Genomic DNA, 19,643 nt, shown 5'->3' on the forward strand with positions numbered 1-19,643 from the left:
GAAGCCTTCACCGGCGCGAGAGGAGCACAGTGATGACTGCGACGGCACCACACGGAAACCTTCGCCTGCCGAGGCGGCGCGGCGAACGCCCGCTCACCCGGCCCCACAATCCTCATCAGCAGCTCACCCAGAATCCGGACGTCCGGCTGCAGGAAGCGCTGTGGGCGCGCATGGTCGCACTCGACGGTGTACTGGCCGCCCGCAGCGCGGTCTCGCTGCCCGACACCCGTGCCCTGCATCTGCGTCCCGATCACGCGCACGGCCCCGAGGACGCCTTCCTGGCCGGCACCGAGTTCGCGCACCTGCACGGGCACGCCGACGGCAGCCTGCATCTGCGCCTGCCGGAATCCGCTGCCGCCGAAGCCGTTTCGTCCGGCTGGGCCGAACAGCATCCGATGGCCCGCGCCGGCGTCCTGCCGGCGACGCTGCTGATGGTCTACGGCCCGCGCGACGCCGACGAACTGGAACAGGTCTGGCAGCTGGTGCGCGCCTCCTACGACTACGCCCGCGGGAACGCTCGAGCATGATTCGAGCGACGGCACGCATCGTGAGGCCCATGACTGCGACTGATCTTGTCGGCACCTGGGAACTGGTGTCCTACTACGACATCGACGATGCGGATGTGCGCAGCGAAGGGCCGCTCGGCCCGGCGCCGCGTGGTCTGCTGATCTACACCGCACAGGGTTCGGTCTCGGTGAGCATGATGCGCACCGGGGACATCGCCGCGGCGCCCGCGTTCATGGGCTACGCCGGAACCTGGCGCACGGCGGGCAAGGCGGTGGTGCACGCGATCAGCGTCTGCTCGAACCCCGCCTGGGCCGGCACCGAGCAGGTACGCCAGATGTCACTCGACGGTGACGTGCTGACGCTGATCGGCGCCGCGCAGGTGGACGGGCGGACCCAGCGCCGCATTCTCACCTGGCGCAGGTCCGCCCGCCCGTAATCACTCCGGCGAGTACGAGAACAGAGGTTCGTCGAATTGCACGGATTCACCGTCCTGTTTGAGGATCGCGGTGACGACCCCGCCCGCCTCGGCCGTCACCGGGATCATCAGCTTCATCGCCTCCACGATGCCGACCTGACGCCCCGGCGACACCCGGTCGCCGACCGCCACGAACGGCTCGGCACCGGGCTGCGGGCTCCGATAGAACACTCCCACGCTGGGTGCGCGGATCACCGGATCGGTAACCGGCACCTCGGTGGCGACGTCGGTTGCGGGTGCCGCTGCCGGTGCGGCGCCGGCACTCACGGCCGCCTCCCCCGGGCCCTGCGGCCACTGGGCCTCGACGGTCACCTCACCGACCTGGATCCGCAGCCCGCTGGGCTGTGCGGGGAAGCCGGCCAGCAGCCGCAGCGCACCCGACTGGATGGCGTCGAGTATCTGCAGATAGTCGTGCTGGGCGGCGTCGAGTTCCGCTGCGGGGGTGACGTTTTCGTCCATTGCTGTCATGACGGCGCTCTCCCGTCAGTAGTTGCCCAGGCCGCCACAGACATTCAATGCCTGTGCGGTCACGGCGGCGGCGGCCGGCGAGATCAGGTAGTCGACCATCGCGGCCACCTCGTCGACCTGGACATAGCGGCCGATCGGCACCCGGGCACTCACCCGCGCGTGCACCTCGTCGGTGTCGACACCCCACAGGCCCGAGTACACCTCCCGAACCCGTTCGGCCATCGGCGTTTCCACGAATCCGGGGCAGACCGCGTTGACCGTGATCCCGGTCTTGGCCAGCTCCAGTCCCAGCGCCTTGGTGAAGCCGACGACCCCGTGCTTGGAGGCCGAATAGGGCGCGCCGTGGAGCACACCCTGCTTACCGCCGGTCGAGGCGATGTTGACGATCCGGCCGCTGCCGCGCTCCAGCATGCCGCCGGCGGTGAGCGCGGCCTTGGTGGCGTAGAAGACGCTGTTCAGGTTCGTCTCGATCACATCGAGCCACAGCTCGTCCTCGATCTGCGCGGTCACGCCGCCGCCGCTGCGGCCGGCGTTGTTGACCAGAATGTCGACCGGCCCGAACCGCCGTACCGCGGCGTCGACATACTCGCGGATCTGAGCGGCGTCGCGGACGTCGCAGCCCACTCCGTCCACCGAGAATCCGTCGTCCTGCAACTGCTTGGCCGTCGCGGCCACCCGCTGCTCGTCCCGGGCACAGATGAACACCGCAACACCCTGTGCCGCCAGGTTTTTCGTGATCTGCAAGCCCATTCCGCTGGTCGCTCCGCTGACCAGCGCCACGCGCTGACTGTCCGCCATATCTCCTCCATCGGTGCTGGATCCGGTTACGCCGGCCCGTCCGGCCACCAGCGTCGCGAAAGGCCCTATAAGACCGGTCAAACCGATGCGGGCTCGACCGAATCTCGAGTGCCGTCGGCGACCGTGGAGCGCGATCGAGGTCCGCCCGGAATCCCGGCGGCCACACCGTCTTCCGAGGAGCCGTCCATGACCACTGTCGCCAGCCGTGCCGAGTTGTACGCCGAGGTCCAGCAGTTCTACGCCGATCAGATGCAGCGCCTGGACAACCGCGACATCACCGGTTACGCCGAAACCTTCACCGAGGACGCGGAATTCGAGCACACACCCGGCCGCCCACCCGCGCGCACCCGCGCCGGGATCGTGTCGGATCTGGTGGAGTTCCACAAGCGCTTCGACAGCGATCCGATGCAACGCCGGCACTGGTTCAACATGATCAACCTCTCCCCGCGCGACGACGGCAGCATCGTCGCCACGATGTACTGCCTGGTGGTCAAGATCCGCCCCGGCGCGGCGCCGGAGATCGCGCCGAGCTGTGTGGTGCACGACGTGCTCGTCCGCGTCGACGGTGAACTGCGCACCCTGTCCCGCCGAGTCACCCACGACTGACCGAAACCACTACCTCGACAAGGAGTTACACCTGTGAGCACCGCTCGATCGACCACTCATCTCGTTCTCGCCGCCGAAGCCCAGGATCTGCTGTTCCGCGAGGCCCGCACCGCCAACACCTTCACCGACGAACCGGTGAGCGACGAGCAGATCCGCGAGATCTACGACCTCGTCAAATACGCGCCGACCTCGATGAATCAGCAGCCGCTGCGCATCGTGCTGGTTCGCGGCGCCGAGGCTCGCGCGGCCCTGGTCGAGCACATGCTCGACAACAACAAGCCCAAGACCGAGAAGGCGCCGCTGACCGCGATTCTGGCCGCCGACCTCAATTTCCACGACCATCTGCCGAAGGTCTTCCCGCACGCTCCCGACGCCAAGGACTACTTCGCCGACGACGACTACCGGGCCGAATCGGCACGGTTCAACGCGCTGATCCAGGTCGGCTACTTCATCCTCGGCATCCGCGCCGCGGGCCTGGCCGCCGGTCCGATGAACGGGTTCGACGCCGCCGGTGTCGACAAGGAGTTCTTCCCCGAGGGCACGCACAGCGCGTTGGTCGTGGTCAATATCGGCAAGCCGGGCCCGGACGCCTGGTACCCGCGCTCGCCGCGGCTGGAGTACGACGAGGTCGTCACGACCGTCTGACCTCCGCCCGCCCGAAGCCCGATCGGAATGTCCGATCGGGCATTTCGTGGTTCATCGATGGGACTTTCGACTCTTGGGCGCCACCGTCGGCGTCGGCACAGTTGTCGTGCGTCGAAACGGGCCGGGTGAGCGAAAGAGGGCGATCGCGTGTTGCGGGAATCTCAGGCATGGTCGTCGGCAGCGTTCCCGGACATCGTCATCTTCACCCGCGGGCCGGTACCCGCACTCGAGGCCGAGCGCGTGGCCGGGGCGGTAGGCCGGCTGCTGGCGCGCCACACCGTCGCCGGCGACGCCCGGGTACGGGTGACCGCCACTCCGGGCGAGACCGAAACCCTGCTGGTCCAAGTGAATCTCGCGCTCCCCGATCGCCCGGTCCGGATGCAGGTGCGCACCCGCGGGCCCCACGAGGTGCTGTCGGTGGTGGTCCGGCTGGAACGCCAACTCACCGGCACAACCGTCCGGGACTGGCCGGATCCCGAACGACCGGCACTGGCCGACCCCGGCGTCGGGAAGATCGTGCGCCGCAAGGCGTTCCGGCTCGACACCCTGCGCCCGAAATCGGCCGCGGCGATGATGGACGCACTCGATTTCGACGTGCACCTGTTCGTCGACGCCGAAACCGGTGAGGATGCCGTCGTCTACCGGGCCGGTCCGTCGGGACTGCGGCTGGCGCGCCGGTCCCGGATGCATCCGCCGGCCGATACCGGCGGCCGGATCTTCACGGTGCACTCACGCCCGACCCCGATCCTCACCGAACCCGCGGCGGTGGAGCGGCTGTGCGCGCACGGCCTGCCGTTCCTGTTCCACATCGACGCCTTCACCGGGCGCGGACATCTGCTGTACCGCCGCTACGACGCGGACCTCACCCTCGTCACACCCTGTGGCGAGGTCGCATTCGACACGGAAAGGTAGATCACCAGCGTGGCACGAGAGTTGACGCAACGGGAAATCCTCACCGAACTCGAACCGGTCGCCGCCACGGCGCTGGACCGGCATCTGTCGATGGTCAAGGAGTGGCATCCGCACGACTACGTCCCCTGGAACGCCGGACGCAACTTCGCGATGCTCGGCGGAACCGATTGGGAGCCCGGGCAATCCACGCTCAGCGACGTCGCGAAGGCGGCGCTGGTGACCAATCTGCTCACCGAGGACAACCTGCCCTCCTATCACCGCGAGATCGCCGAGAACTTCTCCCAGGACGGCGCCTGGGGTACGTGGGTGGGCCGCTGGACCGCCGAGGAGAACCGCCACTCCGTCGTGCTGCGCGACTATCTCGTCGTCACCCGCGGCGTCGACCCGGTCGCGCTCGAGAACACCCGCATGACCCACATGACCAACGGCTTCACCCCGGGGGTCGCCCGGCTCCTCGACGGCGAGGCGGGTTTCCTGTATTCGGTTGCCTACGTGAGCTTTCAGGAGCTCGCCACCCGCGTCAGCCACCGCAACACCGCCACGGTGTGCGACGATCCGATCGCCGAGCGCATGCTGCAGCGCGTCGCGCTCGACGAGAACCTGCACATGATCTTCTACCGCACCCTGTGCGCGGCCGCCTTGGATCTCGTTCCCGATCAGGCGATGACGGCCATCGACCTCATCGTCGAGAACTTCAGGATGCCCGGCGCCGGAATGCCCGACTTCCGCCGCAACGGAGTGCTGATGGCCAAACATGGCGTCTACGATCTGCGCCAGCACTACGAGGAGGTTCTCGGACCGGTGATCCGGCAATGGAACCTCTTCGGCCGCAACGACTTCGGTCCACGCGGCGAACAGGCCAGGGACCGGCTGGGCGCCTTCCTGGAAAATATGGAACTGGTGCAGATCCCGCGCTTCGAGGAACACCGCGACCGAGCCCTGGCCCGCGAGCGCGCCCGCGCCTGAGTCAGCGCGGACGGCGCGGTATGCGGGTGTGCGCGGTGAGCAGCAGATGGTCGAAGGCGGTGAGCGTCTGCGGCTGCGCTTCCGGCAGCGTGTCCAGTTCGGCGATCAGCTGGGCGGCCAGGTCGCGGAGTTTGGTGTTGGTCTCCTGAGAGCGCCAGGACAGGATCTTGAACGCCTGCTCGGCATTGACGCGATACATCCGCATCAGCACACCCTTGGCCTGTTCGATCACCGCGCGATGCTCGATCACGTCGGGCAGAGCCGCCGACAGGGTTTCGCGTTCGCTCTCGGCCAGGGTCTCGGTCAGGTCGATGTAGAAGCCGCCGGTGCCGACGACCGCTCCGGCGTTGTCGTAGAGGCGGTCGGCGACCACCATCACGTGGTGCACCTGGCCCGCGGTGTCGATGAACCGGTGCCGGCTGGAGAACGACTCCCCCATATCGACCGCGCGGGCGATGCGTGCCGCCACATCGTCGCGGTCGTCGGGATGTTTGTGCGAGAGCAGCAACTCGGTGGTCGGCACCACGCTGCCGGGGGTGTATCCGTGCATCCGGTACACCTCTTCCGACCACTCCCAGCGCCGCGTCGCGAACCAGAACCGGAAGGATCCGACCCGCGGCGCCGTGCCCGGATCAGCCGGTGCCGTTTCTCCCGCCGGGCGATCGTGTTCGTTGTCCATGCCGTTGCGCCGCACACCACGATTATGGCCGGTCGAGATCGTCGGGGGGCGCAGTCCGGAGACGACGTTTCACATGAACGGCCACAGGTCCGCGTCGCGGTGCGAGGTCCGCGCCAGCCGGGGGTCGTCGGTGGGCCGCAGCCAGCGCACCGGCACCCGGATCGGTTCGATCGAGGGCAGGCACGCTACGCGGCCGGTGCGGTCCACGAGTGATCCCACCAGGCGATATCCCTGTTTCGGGGCCAAGCCCAGAGCCGCGGCCTGATCGTCGGTGAGCGTGACCTCGGTGTGCGAACGTTCGATGAGTCGCAGTCCCTCGACCGACACCGGATCGGTGTCGTAGTCGACGCGGGAGACCGTGAGCCGGAACCGGGCACCCATCAGCAGGCTCGCCATCCACATCGAGGTACCGAGTCGCTCGCGATCGGGATAGCGGGCGACCGGCAATCGATGCGGGACCAGCACCACATAGGTATGCCCGATCTCCACGTCACGGGCGCGCATGGCATCCAGAGTCGTCCTCGAGCCGTAGCCGCGCAACGTTGCGGGTACAAGGCCTCGCCGCTCAGGCATAGTGTGTGATGCATGACCGAGTCTGCTGCCCGGCACGCAGGTGAGCGTGCCGCGCGGGCGGCCGAGCGGGCAGAGGAGCTGGCCGCGCGGCAGGCCGAGCTGAGCGCGGGACGGCCGATCACACGCGAGGACGTCGAGATGGCGGCCGAGCGCGCTCGACAGGCACTCGAGCGTGCCGAAAGCGCGCATCGGGCGGCCGCGGACCGGCACGAGGCCGCGGCACGCGCCCACGAACGCGCAGCCGCCGCCTACGACCAGGCCGCCGCTCATGTACCCGGCAAGGGTGCGGCGTCCGGCAAGCGCTCACGGTCCGGCAGCGATTCGGCGTCGGGCAGCGCAGCGGCGTCCGGCGCAGCCTGGCCGTCCGCAGCCGACCGCGCCGACCGGTCCCGCCGCGATGCGGCCTTCCACCGCGCGGCAGCGGAACAGGATCGCGCCGCCGCCCGCGAACAGCGCATCGAGGCAGAGCGCGAATTCGGCGATGCCCCCACCGAATAGCGAGTCGACGCGGCGTGGGTTACGTCACAGGGCGGTCCGGAAATAGCTCGCCGGGTGTCACGGTTGAACCCCCTGTCGGCGTCCGAACAGCCCCGGGCCGCACCCATCAGTCGCTACGAGCGACCACTCGCCGAGAGGCGCTTGTGGGACGTCGACCTCATACGGACGCCGCCGGGAACGCCACCCGGCGGCGTTCTGCTGCCGGCTCACCCGGCGGCGACGCCGGCGCTGGGCAGATCGTCGTACACCGAGACCATCCGATCCAGGCCGGTGACCTCGATGACACGTTTGGCCGCTCCGGAGGCGACCACTCGCAACCGGCGGGGCGTCACCGTGGTCGCGGCCGCGTGCAGCACGCTCAGACCGGCCGAGCCCAGGAAACCCACCCCGGACAGATCGATCACCGGCGCGGCCTGATCGGCGTCCTCGAACGCCTCGCTCATCCGGTCCAGCACACTCTGCAACTGATCGGCCGTCATCGCGTCGACGTCGCCGTGCGCCGATATGACGAGCGCGCCGCCGGTCCGGTCGACCTCGACGCTCAAGCCGCTGTCATCCACCAAGACACTCATCTCCTCGTCACCGCCGTACATCACACTCGTATACAACCCCCGCAGCGCGGGGCCAAACTTCTTTTTTTCCGCGCGCGTCCGCGGCTGTGTACTGTTCCGACGTCGGCGGTGCATTTTCGTGATATTCACGCGAGTGGATCCGGACGGCCGAACACTCGCGGGCGGACCGGTAGCTTGGCCTCGCCTCGCCCCCACACTCGGTCCGGCGCGGTGAGCGGCAGGTCCGAACCGATGGAGGTCTAGCAGTGAGCAACCGGGTTCCCCACGGCCGTATCTCGCGCGGCAGCAAGATGGGCCGGCTCGCCGCGGGGCAGGCGCTGCGCGGGGTGGGCACCCGCCTGTCGATGGTGGGCCGCACCGAGGAAGCGCGCCGGCGCTTGAGCGAACGCTCGGCGATGCAGGCCGCCCAGCAGCTGGTCACCGTGCTCGGCGGGATGAAGGGCGCGGCGATGAAGCTCGGGCAGATGCTGTCGGTGCTCGACCTCGACCTGCTGCCGGAAGAACAACGCGAGATGTTCCGCACCAAACTCGCACAACTACGCGACCAGGCTCCGGCGTTCCCGTTCTCCGCCATGTGCACGGTGATCGAGAACGACCTCGGCCCGATGGCACGGATCTTCGCCGACTTCGACGACACGCCGATCGCCGCCGCCTCCATCGGACAGGTCTACCGCGCCCGACTACGTGACGGACGCGCGGTCGCCGTCAAGGTCAAATATCCGGGCGTCGACCGCGCCGTCGAAGCCGATATGCGCAACCTCATGATGATCAGCCGCCTGTGGAAGGCGATCCTGCCCAGCGCCGCCGACGAAGAGGTGCTCGCCGAGATCGCCCGCAACATCGGCAGCGAACTGGACTACCCCCGCGAGGCCCGCACCCAGCACCACGTCGCGACCCGCTACCGTGGCCATCCCTACATCAGCGTGCCCGACAGCATCGAATCCTGCTGCGGCCCCAACGTTCTGGTCACCGAACTGGTCGACGGCGAACCGTTCCAGCACCTCCAGACCCTCCCCGACGCCGACCGCACCCGCCTCGGTGAGCTGATCTACCGCTTCTACATCACCTCGCTGTTCACCGACCACGAGTTCTGTGGCGATCCGCATCCGGGCAATATCCTGCTCACCTCCGACGGGCGACTCGCCTTCGTCGACTTCGGGCTCTACACCGCGATGAGTCCCGCCGACGTCGAACTCGAACGCGAGATCATCCGGGCCGCAGGGGAATACCGCGCCGACGACATCTACCACTCCTGGGTCGCACAGGGCATCGTCGATCCCGACGCCGGAGTCACACCGGAGGAGTGCCTCGGCTACATCTGGGCCGCCACCGGCTGGCACCTGATCGACGAGGACATCACCGTCACACCCGAATTGGCCACCAGCGCAGTGGTTCTCGCCGTCGACCCCCGGGCGGCCGAATTCCGCGGCATGCGCCACCAGCGCCTCCCACCCGAGCACGTGTTCTCCCGCCGCGCCGACCTGTTCACCTACGCCGTCCTCGGACAACTGCACACCACCAACAACTGGCACCGCCTCGCCCGTGAATGGCTCTACCACGAACCGCCGGCCACCGACATCGGCGCCGACATCGCCCGGTGGCGGCTCACGGCACGATCGTCGTGATCGGCACCGCGCCGGGATAACCGCGGTCGCGGGCATACCAGCACAGGAAGCCGTCACTGTCGGCCGACAGATCGGTCACCCACCAGCGTTCCATGCCGTCACACAGATCCATATAGGTGCAGCAGTCGCGCAATTCCGCGAACGAACCGCCCTGCCGCGCCGCGCACACGAGGGCGGCGACGATCCTTCTGGCCGGAGGATGGCCGTAGACGACCCAGCCGTATCCGTCCTCGAGCGGCTGCAGCCGGACGCCGTAGAAGTGGCGGCCGAACAACCGTCCGACCGTGGAATCGATTGCGTAGCAGTGCATATCGCGCACAGGCACCTCCGAATTCGTCGTCGACACCGACTACCGCCACGGCCGCCCGGTCGCGGTACCGGGCGATGAGAGCCGAGATGCCCACCGGGTGGTGGTCGATCCACCCGGTGGGCAAGCATCACGGGGTCAGAGTTTGCCGCCGCCGCCCACCAGCCACGGGTTGAAGCTGCAGGTCAACGCCGGAGTCTGCACCGGATCGAGAGCATGCAGAATGATCGACAACACCCGCGGCGAATACATCATCGTCAGGTGATCCGACACATCCTGCTCACACCCGTCCTGCAGGGTGATGTTGTCGACCGTCGCCCCCGGGCCGGGCTTCAAGAACGTCAGATCGTAGGGGTTGGTGATCTCGTCGTAACGACTACCGACCACCGTGTAATCCACCCCCGGCATGGTGTCACCACCGGCGTTGAGCTGGTTGACGAAATCCGAACCGATCGTCTGCTGAATGCCCGCGTGACCGACGAAGATCTCCACCAGGCCCAGCACGTCGATACCGAGATTGTTGATCATCCGCCCCAACGCGCCGATCCCGTCCAGCGAGGTGCCGTGGTTGGTGGCGCCGAAGGTCATCATGTGATGCACCTTCGCCGCACCACCGTCGAACTTCAGATACCAGCGCGACATCGCACCACCCTGCGAATGGCCGACCAGATTCACCTTCTGGGATCCGGTCGCCGCCAGCACCCGATCCACGAACTGCGCCAACTGCTTCGCCGAATCCTGGATGTATCCGGTGCCGTTGGTACCCGGCAGCACCGACCCCAGACCACCACCCTGGATCAGATTCGACCTCCCGTAGTTGAACGTGAACACGCAATAGCCGGCGTCGTGGATGGGCTGGCTGATGTAGGAGAAGTTGTCGTAGGCGTTCTCCCACGTGCCGTGCACCAGCACCACCGGCTCCGGATGCGCCGCCGTGGGCTTGCAGTTCCAGTCGTTGGTTCCCGGCGGCGCGACATCCGGGTTCAACAGCCCGTACCCGAACGCGGCCAAAAACGAACTCTGCGCCGGCCCGTAACCGACTGTGTCGCTGGATGTTCCACCCGAGGATCCCGAACTCGACCCGGACCCGCCGTAGCAGTCACCGGACCCGTTGCCCGAGCCCGCACCACTGCCCGAGGTACACGCCGAACCGGTGCCCGAACTCCCCGAATCGGCGATCGCGTGTGCGGACGGATTCTTCAACCCGTGCGTGATCATCTCCGCAAGCTGCTGCTCCTGCTGCTGATCACCGACCGGGTCGGCGCCGGCTCCGACGCCGGTGAGCCCCACGGTGAGCGCGGCGGCCGCCGCGACAATGGCCACACTCGTACAACTGCGGCGAAGACTTTTTTTCATGGTGTTCCTGACATCGTCGAATTCGCTGCCCGGAAAGTCGCCGATCGACATTTCCGGAATTCGCGAGCAAACGCTACGGAGGCGATCGAGGGCGCGGCGTCCGTTGCGGTGATGTCTTCACGGGTTCACGAAACGATTCCGGGACGGCCATGACTCCACACAGTCGGTTCTTCCGGGGGACGGGATATCGCGTGCGGCGTATGCGGTGGCGTGCGGGGAATTCGGTGATCACGGGTGGAGGGTGCATTGTTTCCTGCGTCGCCACACCGGTGATCCGGTACTGGAAGTGGGATTCGATCGCACTTCAGGTGGCCTGGATTGCCGCGCGCGGCGGTGGGCGACCAGCCCTGATGCGGCACGGCCACCGGCTCGACACAGACACTCCCTGGACGCCAGGACCCCGGGATGCGCAAAAAGTGAGCAGTGGGACAGTTATGCGCGTTCGACACTCTCGGATTTGCCCGAAGTCCATCTATTTCCGCAGTTCAGAGCAGTATCAGATACCAGCAGCACGGTTCGCGAATCCGAGTAGAAGGTGAGCGAGAACTCGCATTACTCTTCGATTCCTGAACCGGCGGCAACATGCCGGCGGCCGGACACCACCCCCGCAGCCGTGACGAGGAGGTCACCCGTGACGATCCGATCAGCGCCGGACATCCCGCTCGCGCACGCCTCGAGCACCCGGCTCATCACCGCCGACGACGCCGACCGCCTCGCCGATCTCCTGCTTTCGCATCTGCGCACGAAGGTCTCTCCTTTCACCGCACTGCCTCGTCCACTGCTCGACGGGGACGTGAAGGCCATGATCCGCGTGTGCCTGCGGTGGGCGAGCGAGCGCGGCAGCGCCGCCGCCACCGCCGATCCCGCGGCTTTCCTGCAGGTCGCGGCCGCTCGTTGGGCTCGCGCGGACCTGCCGATCGAGAAGGTGCTGCACGCGATGCACGCCGGGTTCGCACAAGCCCTGGAGGTTGTCCTCCCGCGCGCGGGCGCGCCGAGTTGCGCCCGCGTCATCGCGTGGACGACGGCCGCGGTGGAGTTGTCCGACCTGTGCACCGGCGCCATCAGCAGGGCGTACGTGCGCGAACTGAAGGCCGCCTCCGGCGACCATCACACCGCCGTCCACACGCTCACCTCGGCGCTGCTCGCAGGGCAGGCGAGCTCGAAAGTGGCACGGGAATGCGGCATTTCGATCGCCGACGAGTACTACGTGCTCGCCGTGCGGGTGGCCCCGCATCCGGACGAGAACCGGCCGGGTCTCGACCGGCACGTGGTCGCCGGCCGCAAACTGCGCCGCATCCAATCGGCGCTCACCCGCCAATTCCAGGACCGCGCGCTGGCGATACTGTCGGTGGACGGCGGAACGGTCCTGCTTCCCTCCGGCGTCTGCACCGAACCCGAACTGGCCCGCGCCGTCGAGGTGGTGGCCGACTACGCCGCCGCGCCGGTCACCGCGGTCGCGACCCGATGCGCCACCGACGCCATTCCCGCGGCCGCGCGGCGAACCCACGAACTCCTCGACACCACCGAATCCATCGGAATCGGCCCCGGACTCCACAAATTCGACGACCTGGCGCTGCAATATCAATTGACCCGTCCCGGAATCGGGCGGCGAATATTGGAAAATCGAATCGCCCCGCTCGACGATCACCCCGAACTGCTGCGGACGCTGCACGTGTTTTTCCATACCGATATGAACAGGCGTCGTACCGCACGGCAATTGAATATCCATCCGAACACCATCGATTACCGGCTTCGTCGAATAGGGCAATTGACCGGTTTCGACCCTTCCCGCAGTCAAGGTCTGTGGTATTTGCGCTCCGCACTGGTCGCCCGCGCCGCGGGCACGCCGTTGACTGCCGCATCGGAGTTATCGGCTCAGGCGGAACAAACACGCCGTTCCGCCTGAGCGGGCACGTGTTGGCGGATCAGGCGCCGTGGTCGATGCGAAGCGTCATCAGTTCCGGCCAGATCTGCGACCATGGACGAATCGGTCCCGAGCACAACCACACCCGGATGCCGTAGTTCACCCCTTGGAATCCGCTCGGGTCGTCGAGACGTCCCACCGGGGCGACGGTCGCGAACCGGGCCGGCAACTCGCGCTCCAGATCGACACCGCCGACGTACAGCACCGGCGCCGCGGAGTCCGGCGGCGACCCGAAGTAGCCGTAACCCCGGCTCGCGCTGTAGACCGGCGGAAGATCCGCGGACCCGAGGACCGCCAGTGCACTGGCCTGCCAGTAGTTCTGCCTCACGATCACGACCCGGGCCCGTTCCGCCTCCGGCACGGCGTCGACGGCGTGGGCGACGGTATCGACGAGTTGCGGCCACCCCCGCAATCCGAAGAACTGAGCCCGAATCGCCATGTCGCCGTTGCGGATCGCGGGCCCGTGCAGCCAGGACTGCGGTAGCGGAAGGACACACACCACCGCCACGACCACCACCATTGCGGCGGCGCAGTAGGCCCCGAGTGCCTTACCGATCCGGCCGCGCAGCCCGTCACCGACGAGATGGACCGCGGCCGTGGCGAAGAAGAGCGCGAACCCGTCCCCGAGGTAGTACGGACGCAGCCCCGCCACCAGCACCGCCGCCAACGGCAGCAATCCCAGGGGCAGCAGGAACCGCACCCACCGCAGGTCCGGCGCCCGGAACACCGCCCAGATCCCGATCAGCAGCAGGATCCCGCCCGGTCCGGTGGTCAGCACGAGTTCGCGCACGGCAGAGGCGAATCGGCCGTCGACCATCGTCGACTGCTCCCCCTCGATCGCCGCCCCCATCGCGAGCTGCGGCCAGTCGTGGCGGGCCTGCCAGACGAGCGCCGGAACCGTGGACACCGCCACGATCGCCGGCCCGATCCAGAGCGCGGGCCGGCGCAACACCTGCCGCGGCCCCCACACCAGTACACCCAGCCCGAGCAACGCCCAGACACCCAGGATCAGCCATTTGACCTGGAAATCGACCGCCGAGACGAGGGCAGCCACGATCAGCAGCGCATCCCGGCGCGTGCGCACCCACCGGATCACCAACCAGCAGACCAGCGTGGTCAACGCGGCGTCGTAGGCGAATGTGCTCAGCGCCGCCGACTGCTGCACCGCGAACGGCGTGCAGGTGTAGCCGAGCGCCGCCACCACTTGCGCGGCCCTTCCCCCACCCAGCTCACGAGCGATCACCGCCGCGAGCACCACCGTCGCCACAGTCAACACGACCACCGGCAGCCGCAACACCACCGCCGAGCCCGGCGCCAGCAGATCCGACACATAGGCCTGCAGCGGCACCAGCGGCCCCTGATCGGCATAACTCCACGACAACCGCCGCCCCGCCGGCACCATGTACAACTCGTCCCCCCACAGCGGATACCGCCCCAACCGCGCGGTCAACAGGACGAGAAGGCCCCCGCCGAGGATGAACAGCTCGCGTAATGCGAACGGAGGCAGGTGATCCGAGAGGCGTGATCGATCATCGATGGTGGCGCTCACGGGCGACTCCCCCTCCGCGCAGACACGACGAGCCGCACATCCGCCCGCCCGATGATCAAATACTATGGAAGACAACGACTTTCGACGCCGCGACGACAGTGCATCACAGAAATCTCCACGATCGTTCGTGACGAATTCCCAGGTGCCGCAACGCACCTCGACCGCCCGCCGTGGCCTGTAAGCCCGTCCGCTCTTCCGGATGGCGATCCGCAGCAGCGGACCGCACTGCACCCTGACCCGGATGTGCGAGGCGCCGTCGTCGACAAGGGGCCCGGGAAACGCGGTGGTTTCTCCGGCTTCGTTCCGGGTCCGGTACTGAAACCACAGCAGGACTACGGAGGCGGCAGCCTGGGACCGCTGGTCGGATCGGTGCGCGACAGCGGGACCGGTTCGGTGACCGTCGTCGGTATCGCCACCGACGTGTGCGTGGCGGCGGCGGCGCGCGATGCGCGGTGGAGCCCCGTTTCACCGGCAGTGACGGACGTGACGTCGTCGATACCGTGACGGTCCGACTCCGGCTCGACATTCCCGAAGAAGGCCGGTACTGCTCGCAGGAGCGGCCCACCGCCGACATCGCGGATCGGCCACCGATGATTTTCGTCGTGCGCTCGCCTCTGCATATGTAGGAGGTGGTCGGCATGACCGCAACGGTCGGGATTCAGTGCCGGGCACGCATCCGCTCAGGCGGGATCGCCGCTGCGCTGAGCGGCCGAGGGCACAGGGGCATCGGTGTCGCATGTGCCGCCGGCAACCACGACGAACGTCCGGTGTACGAGCTCATCGGGCACGGCCTTCACGCGCCGGCGTGAACAACAGAAAGCGAAAGTCATGTTGCTGCAAGACAAGAACATCGTCGTGTACGGCGCGGGTGGCGCGATCGGCAGCGCGGTGGCCCGTGCATTCGCCGACGAAGGCGCCCGGCTGTTTCTGACCGGGCGCAGCCCCGACGTCATCGACACGGTCGCGAAAGAGATCACATCCGCGGGCGGCACGGCCGAGACCGCCGTGGTGGACGCGGGAGACGAGAAGGCGGTGACCGACCACCTGGCCGCTGTCGTCGCCGACGCGGGCAGCATCGACGTGTCGTTCAACGCGATCGGAATCTCACCGCGAGGACTACAGGGGATCCCGCTCACCGAATTGCCCGTCGAGAATTTCCTGCGCCCGATCACGACGTATACGCGGGCTCATTTCGTGACCGCGAAATCCGCCGCGCGACATATGATTACCCAGCAGTCGGGAGTCATCATGATGAACACACCCGAACCGGCCCGCCTGCCGCTGCCGCTGGTGGGCGGCATGAGCGTCGGCTGGGCCGCGATGGAAGGTCTCAACCGGGCGCTGTCGGCCGAATGGGCACAGCACGGCGTCCGGACGATCTGCCTGCGCACCACCGGCATGCTGGAAACACCGGTCATCCACACCGTGTACGGCCTGCACGCCGCCGCGATGGGCATCACCGAGGAGCAGCTGATAGCGGCCGCGGGCGCGACGACCCACCGCAAGCGTCTGACCGCATTGGCCGAACTGACCTCTGCGGCAGTACTTTTCGCCTCCGACCGAGCCTCGGCGATGACCGGCACCGTCGCCAATCTGACCGGCGGAATCATCGTCGACTGAGGAGACGCCCCGGCCACGACGCCCGTGGCCGGGGCCCCGTCGTTCAAGGAGCATCCGCAGTGAACGAACTACTCGCGCTCGCCGTCGCCGCGCACGGCGGCCTGGATCGTTGGAACCGGCTCGGCACGATCGTCGTCGACGCCGCTGTCACCGGGGCATTCTGGCAGATCAAGGGACAGGGAGAAGCCCTGAGAAACGTCCGCTTCGAGGTGGACACCACACAACAGCGGTTGACGATGGACTTCCTCGGCCAGGACCGCAGGTCGGTCTTCGAACCCGGCCGGGTCGTCGTGCAGCAGCCGGTCGGCACGGTGCTGGCGATGCGCGACGATCCGGTGCGGTCGTTCGACGGCCACCAATTCGAAACACCGTGGGACGACCTACATCTCGCCTATTTCACCGGCGAAGCGCTCTGGACGTATCTGACTACGCCATTCGTGTTCACCTGGCCGGGGTTCGTGTGTGAGGAGATCGACCCCATCGAGGCCGACGGCGAAACATGGCGGCGACTTCGGGTGACATTCCCCGATCACATCAAGAGCCACACCCGCACGCAGGTGTTCTGCTTCGGCCCGGACGGGTTGCTACGCCGTCACGACTTCACCATCGACATCGTCGGCCGCACCGTCGAGTCACAGCTGTACGCCGGCGACTACCGCGAGGTCGACGGCGTCGTCATCCCGGCCACCCGACGTGCCTATGCCCCCATGGGCGACGACCGGATGGTGTTCGTCGCCATCGACATGGCCGATATCGCCGTCCACGGAATGAGCGGATCATGCACACCATGACGAAAGCCGAAGCCGGCGACGAGGATTTCGGAAGGCTGAGCGAACCGTTCCGGCGCGAGCTGCTTGCCTACTGCTACCGCATGCTCGGCTCGGTCGAGGACGCCGAAGAGGTGGTGCAGGACGTCTACCTGGACGCATGGCGTGCCTATGACCGCTTCGAAGAACGATCGTCGCTGCGTACCTGGCTCTACCGCATCGCGAGCCGGGCATGTTTCAAAGCGCTGGACAAAAGCAGACGCCGCCCTCTGCCGGCGGATCTGGGTGCTCCGCGCACCACCCTGGATCCGACGTTCGACGCACCCGCTCGGGACGTGTCGTGGCTTCAGCCGATACCCGATTTCCTGTTCACGACCGCACCGGCCGATCCAGCGACCGTGGTGGTGGAACGACAGACGATGCGGCTCGCGCTGATAGCAGCGCTACAACAGCTTCCACCACGACAACGGGCCGTGCTGATTCTCCGCGACGTGCTGCAATGGCGTGCCGCCGAGGTCGCGGAACTGCTGGAGATGACGACCGCGGCCGTCAACAGCGCGCTCCAACGTGCCCGAACCCAGGTCCCCGTCAGCCGAGACCAGCTGACCGAACCCGCCGAGCCGCAGATGCGGGCCCTGCTCGACCGATACGTCACCGCGTTCGAAACCGCCGACGTCGAGCAACTCGTCGCGGTATTGACCGAGGACGCCAGGTGGGAGATGCCGCCGATCACGACCTGGTTCGAAGGCAGCGATACCATCCTCGCTTTCCTCGCCGAGCAAATGCGTGTGATCGGGCCTGCGACCCTGGTCGCCGCGTCCGCCAACGGACAGCCCGCCTTCGCGGTCTACGCTCGCGGCCGCGACGGCGCATATCACCCACACGCGCTGCACGTCTTGACTGTCACCACCGGGGGCGTCGCCCGGGTCGTCGCCTTCCACGGCGCGTCGTTGTTCCCCCTGTTCGGACTCTGAGCCAGCGCCGGCATGTCCGAACCGGAAGACACCGCCGGATGTGGTGCGCCCCTCGACACACAGCTGAGGCTGTTCTGCCATCTCATGCTCGGCTCGGCCGACGCCGCCGACCGCATGATGCGGCAGATCTACTGTCACGCAGCCGAATATCGAGGCGGGCAACAGGATCGGCAATCGGAACGTATCCGGCTGTTCGGTATCGCCGCCACCCTCTGCGGGGTCCGGGATGGTTCATCGCACCGATAGGAACCCACTGCACCATTTGGCGGCGACGCCGAACCCATGTCCACACCCACCGTGGACAGAAGGCCGCCGCTCCCGGCAAATCCGGGGCCACCGGACGCGAGAAATCGCCTCGAGGATGTGAACCCGGCACACCTGCTGTTCGTACTTGCTGAAAAGGCGAAGGATAGGACGGGCAAGCTTCTCATCACCGAAAGCAACGGCGAATTGCGGCAGGGAGTGCTATGAGCAATCTCGGACAGCGAGCCATCGTCTGCGGTGCGAGTATGACCGGGCTGCTTGCTGCCCGGGTGCTGTCGGACTTCTACGAGGAGGTCACACTCGTCGAGCGCGACCCGCTGCCGGAGGGCCCCGAGCAGCGTCGAGGTGTGCCCCAGGCGCGGCATTTCCACGCGCTGCTGAGTACGGGCTCGAGAGTCTTGGGCGAGCTGTTTCCCGGCCTGCTCGACGAACTCGTCAGCGCCGGCGCGAAGGTTCTCGCCAACGAGTCGTCGCGGATCTATGTGCGGCTGGGCCGGCACGAGCTCGACGGTTCGGGCAAGTTCGCCGACCCGGCATCGCTGGTCGTCTATCAACCCAGCCGGCCATTCCTGGACTCCCATGTCAGGCGCCGAGTCCGCACCATCGAGAATGTGAGAATCCTGGACAGCCACGGTGTCGTCGAGCCGATGACCGACCGGGCCCGCCGGGTCACGGGCGCCCGGGTGGTCGACCGCCACACCGGTGCGGACACCGCGCTGGATGCCGATCTGGTCGTCGACGCGATGGGCCGCTCCGCGCACACGCCGACCTACCTCGACAACCTCGGCTACGAGCGACCGACCGAGCAGCGCTACCCGGTGCATCTGAACTACGCCAGCCAATTTCTGCGGATCCCCGCGAGCATGATCGGCGAGAAATTGGGGTTCTCGGTCAGCCCGCTGCCCGAACGACCGGTCGGGGTGGTGGCGGTGGCCTACGAGCACGACACCTGGATCCTGACCTTGTTCGGCGTCGGCGGATACAAACTTCCCCACGACCTGTCCGGCGTCATCGACTGCGCCGCGCAGTTCGCGCCACCTACTCTGATCGCCGCGCTGCGGTCTGCCGAGCCGCTCGGCGCGATGTCCGCGCAGCATTACCCGGCCAGCACATGGAGACGCTATGACAAGATGCGTCGATTCCCGGCGGGACTGCTGGTCATGGGCGATGCGATCTGCAGCTTCAACCCGGTATACATGCAGGGAATGACCATGGCCGCGCTGCAGGCCGTCGCCCTTCGACACTGCTTGGCCGATCACGACGGAGACCTGAGTCGGCGATTCTTCAAGGCCGCGGCCAAGCAGATCGCCCCGGTGTGGCGGGGGAATCGGTTCACCGATTTCACCGTGTCCCAGGAAGGTGGTTGGCGTCGGGTGCCGAGACGCGTGGTGAACTGGCCCATCGACAAGGCACAGGCAGCCGCCGCGAACGATCCGGCGGTCGCCGAAGCGGTCCTTCGGGTGATGCACTTCGTCGACCCACCCGACCGGCTCATGCGGCCCTCTTTCCTGATGCGGCTGGTCACGGCCAACCGCCGAGCCGGAACCGGGTGAACGAT

The 19,643-nt window shown here is 67.3% G+C and carries 22 protein-coding genes; 14 read left to right on the forward strand and 8 right to left on the reverse strand.

What is annotated here, in order from left to right; translation table 11 throughout:
- Positions 1-32 precede the first annotated feature (32 nt).
- A complete protein-coding gene (locus NA3_RS28840) occupies positions 33-527 on the forward strand; it encodes a luciferase domain-containing protein (RefSeq protein WP_062966937.1) in 495 nt (164 codons plus the stop codon).
- 29 nt (positions 528-556) lie between these two features.
- Positions 557-943, forward strand: a complete 387-nt coding sequence (locus NA3_RS28845; RefSeq protein WP_084491957.1) for a lipocalin-like domain-containing protein — start codon at positions 557-559, stop codon at positions 941-943.
- Here the strand turns inward: NA3_RS28845 and NA3_RS28850 are convergent, their stop codons facing one another.
- Together NA3_RS28850 and NA3_RS28855 are read right to left on the reverse strand one after the other, a co-directional pair.
- Positions 944-1,450 carry an acetyl-CoA carboxylase biotin carboxyl carrier protein gene (locus NA3_RS28850; protein ID WP_084491958.1) on the reverse strand — a complete coding sequence of 169 codons (507 nt, stop codon included), beginning with the start codon at positions 1,448-1,450 and terminating at the stop codon, positions 944-946.
- A 15-nt stretch (positions 1,451-1,465) separates the two neighbouring features.
- Complete coding sequence (locus NA3_RS28855; protein WP_062966941.1) at positions 1,466-2,248, reverse strand: SDR family NAD(P)-dependent oxidoreductase; 783 nt, start codon at positions 2,246-2,248, stop codon at positions 1,466-1,468.
- Between the two features lie 186 nt (positions 2,249-2,434).
- Here NA3_RS28855 and NA3_RS28860 point away from each other — a divergent pair, with 186 nt between their 5' ends.
- The 4 genes from NA3_RS28860 to NA3_RS28875 all read left to right on the forward strand — a co-directional run bounded on the left by NA3_RS28860 (position 2,435) and on the right by NA3_RS28875 (position 5,377).
- Positions 2,435-2,854: a nuclear transport factor 2 family protein gene (locus NA3_RS28860; protein ID WP_062967107.1), complete on the forward strand. Its 420-nt coding sequence runs from the start codon at positions 2,435-2,437 to the stop codon at positions 2,852-2,854.
- Between the two features lie 33 nt (positions 2,855-2,887).
- Positions 2,888-3,499, forward strand: a complete 612-nt coding sequence (locus NA3_RS28865; protein WP_062966944.1) for a malonic semialdehyde reductase — start codon at positions 2,888-2,890, stop codon at positions 3,497-3,499.
- Between the two features lie 147 nt (positions 3,500-3,646).
- Positions 3,647-4,411, forward strand: a complete 765-nt coding sequence (locus NA3_RS28870) for a sigma 54 modulation/S30EA ribosomal C-terminal domain-containing protein (protein WP_062966946.1) — start codon at positions 3,647-3,649, stop codon at positions 4,409-4,411.
- Between the two features lie 9 nt (positions 4,412-4,420).
- Complete coding sequence (locus NA3_RS28875; RefSeq protein ID WP_062966948.1) at positions 4,421-5,377, forward strand: acyl-ACP desaturase; 957 nt, start codon at positions 4,421-4,423, stop codon at positions 5,375-5,377.
- Position 5,378: 1 nt separating this feature from the next.
- On the opposite strand, the gene NA3_RS28880 is transcribed toward NA3_RS28875, so the two are convergent.
- Both NA3_RS28880 and NA3_RS28885 read right to left on the reverse strand, forming a co-directional pair.
- Complete coding sequence (locus NA3_RS28880; protein ID WP_062967109.1) at positions 5,379-6,056, reverse strand: PAS and ANTAR domain-containing protein; 678 nt, start codon at positions 6,054-6,056, stop codon at positions 5,379-5,381.
- Between the two features lie 69 nt (positions 6,057-6,125).
- Complete coding sequence (locus NA3_RS28885) at positions 6,126-6,560, reverse strand: hypothetical protein (RefSeq protein WP_062966950.1); 435 nt, start codon at positions 6,558-6,560, stop codon at positions 6,126-6,128.
- Between the two features lie 81 nt (positions 6,561-6,641).
- On the opposite strand from NA3_RS28885, the gene NA3_RS28890 reads away from it, so the two are divergent.
- Positions 6,642-7,127 (forward strand): hypothetical protein, encoded by a 486-nt coding sequence (locus NA3_RS28890; protein ID WP_062966951.1) that lies wholly within the window; start codon positions 6,642-6,644, stop codon positions 7,125-7,127.
- Positions 7,128-7,333: 206 nt separating this feature from the next.
- Here NA3_RS28890 and NA3_RS28895 read toward each other — a convergent pair whose 3' ends face one another.
- Positions 7,334-7,699, reverse strand: coding sequence for an STAS domain-containing protein (locus NA3_RS28895; protein WP_063917808.1), 366 nt, complete (start codon positions 7,697-7,699; stop codon positions 7,334-7,336).
- Between the two features lie 245 nt (positions 7,700-7,944).
- Here NA3_RS28895 and NA3_RS28900 point away from each other — a divergent pair, with 245 nt between their 5' ends.
- A complete protein-coding gene (locus NA3_RS28900; protein ID WP_062966955.1) occupies positions 7,945-9,324 on the forward strand; it encodes an ABC1 kinase family protein in 1,380 nt (459 codons plus the stop codon).
- Here NA3_RS28900 and NA3_RS28905 read toward each other — a convergent pair.
- Together NA3_RS28905 and NA3_RS28910 are read right to left on the reverse strand one after the other, a co-directional pair.
- Positions 9,305-9,634 (reverse strand): hypothetical protein, encoded by a 330-nt coding sequence (locus tag NA3_RS28905; protein WP_128145184.1) that lies wholly within the window; start codon positions 9,632-9,634, stop codon positions 9,305-9,307. The two genes, NA3_RS28900 and NA3_RS28905, sit on opposite strands and share 20 nt — an antisense overlap.
- Before the next feature lie 135 nt (positions 9,635-9,769).
- The gene (locus NA3_RS28910; protein WP_062967111.1) at positions 9,770-10,987 is read right to left on the reverse strand and encodes an esterase/lipase family protein; all 1,218 of its coding nucleotides are present in this window, start codon (positions 10,985-10,987) and stop codon (positions 9,770-9,772) included.
- Positions 10,988-11,618: 631 nt separating this feature from the next.
- On the opposite strand from NA3_RS28910, the gene NA3_RS28915 reads away from it, so the two are divergent.
- Positions 11,619-12,893 (forward strand): PucR family transcriptional regulator, encoded by a 1,275-nt coding sequence (locus NA3_RS28915; protein ID WP_063917803.1) that lies wholly within the window; start codon positions 11,619-11,621, stop codon positions 12,891-12,893.
- 19 nt (positions 12,894-12,912) lie between these two features.
- Here NA3_RS28915 and NA3_RS28920 read toward each other — a convergent pair whose 3' ends face one another.
- Entirely contained in the window at positions 12,913-14,460 is a 1,548-nt protein-coding gene (locus NA3_RS28920; protein WP_062966959.1) for a glycosyltransferase family 39 protein, read from the reverse strand.
- A 243-nt stretch (positions 14,461-14,703) separates the two neighbouring features.
- Between NA3_RS28920 and NA3_RS39350 the strand changes: the two genes are divergently transcribed.
- The 5 genes from NA3_RS39350 (at position 14,704) to NA3_RS28950 (ending at position 19,638) form a co-directional block, all read left to right on the forward strand.
- Positions 14,704-14,964: an isochorismatase family protein gene (locus NA3_RS39350; RefSeq protein WP_218021910.1), complete on the forward strand. Its 261-nt coding sequence runs from the start codon at positions 14,704-14,706 to the stop codon at positions 14,962-14,964.
- A 324-nt stretch (positions 14,965-15,288) separates the two neighbouring features.
- A complete protein-coding gene (locus tag NA3_RS28930; protein ID WP_062966961.1) occupies positions 15,289-16,080 on the forward strand; it encodes an SDR family NAD(P)-dependent oxidoreductase in 792 nt (263 codons plus the stop codon).
- Positions 16,081-16,139: 59 nt separating this feature from the next.
- Entirely contained in the window at positions 16,140-16,871 is a 732-nt protein-coding gene (locus NA3_RS28935) for a hypothetical protein (RefSeq protein ID WP_062966963.1), read from the forward strand.
- Positions 16,868-17,821 (forward strand): sigma-70 family RNA polymerase sigma factor, encoded by a 954-nt coding sequence (locus tag NA3_RS28940; protein WP_062967112.1) that lies wholly within the window; start codon positions 16,868-16,870, stop codon positions 17,819-17,821. Before NA3_RS28935 ends, NA3_RS28940 begins: the two co-directional genes overlap by 4 nt.
- 467 nt (positions 17,822-18,288) lie before the next feature.
- On the forward strand, positions 18,289-19,638 hold the full coding sequence (locus NA3_RS28950) for an FAD-dependent oxidoreductase (protein WP_062966967.1): 1,350 nt from the start codon (positions 18,289-18,291) through the stop codon (positions 19,636-19,638).
- Positions 19,639-19,643 lie beyond the last annotated feature (5 nt).

It is taken from the genome of Nocardia africana NBRC 100379, assembly GCF_001612635.1.
Classification (GTDB): domain Bacteria; phylum Actinomycetota; class Actinomycetes; order Mycobacteriales; family Mycobacteriaceae; genus Nocardia; species Nocardia africana.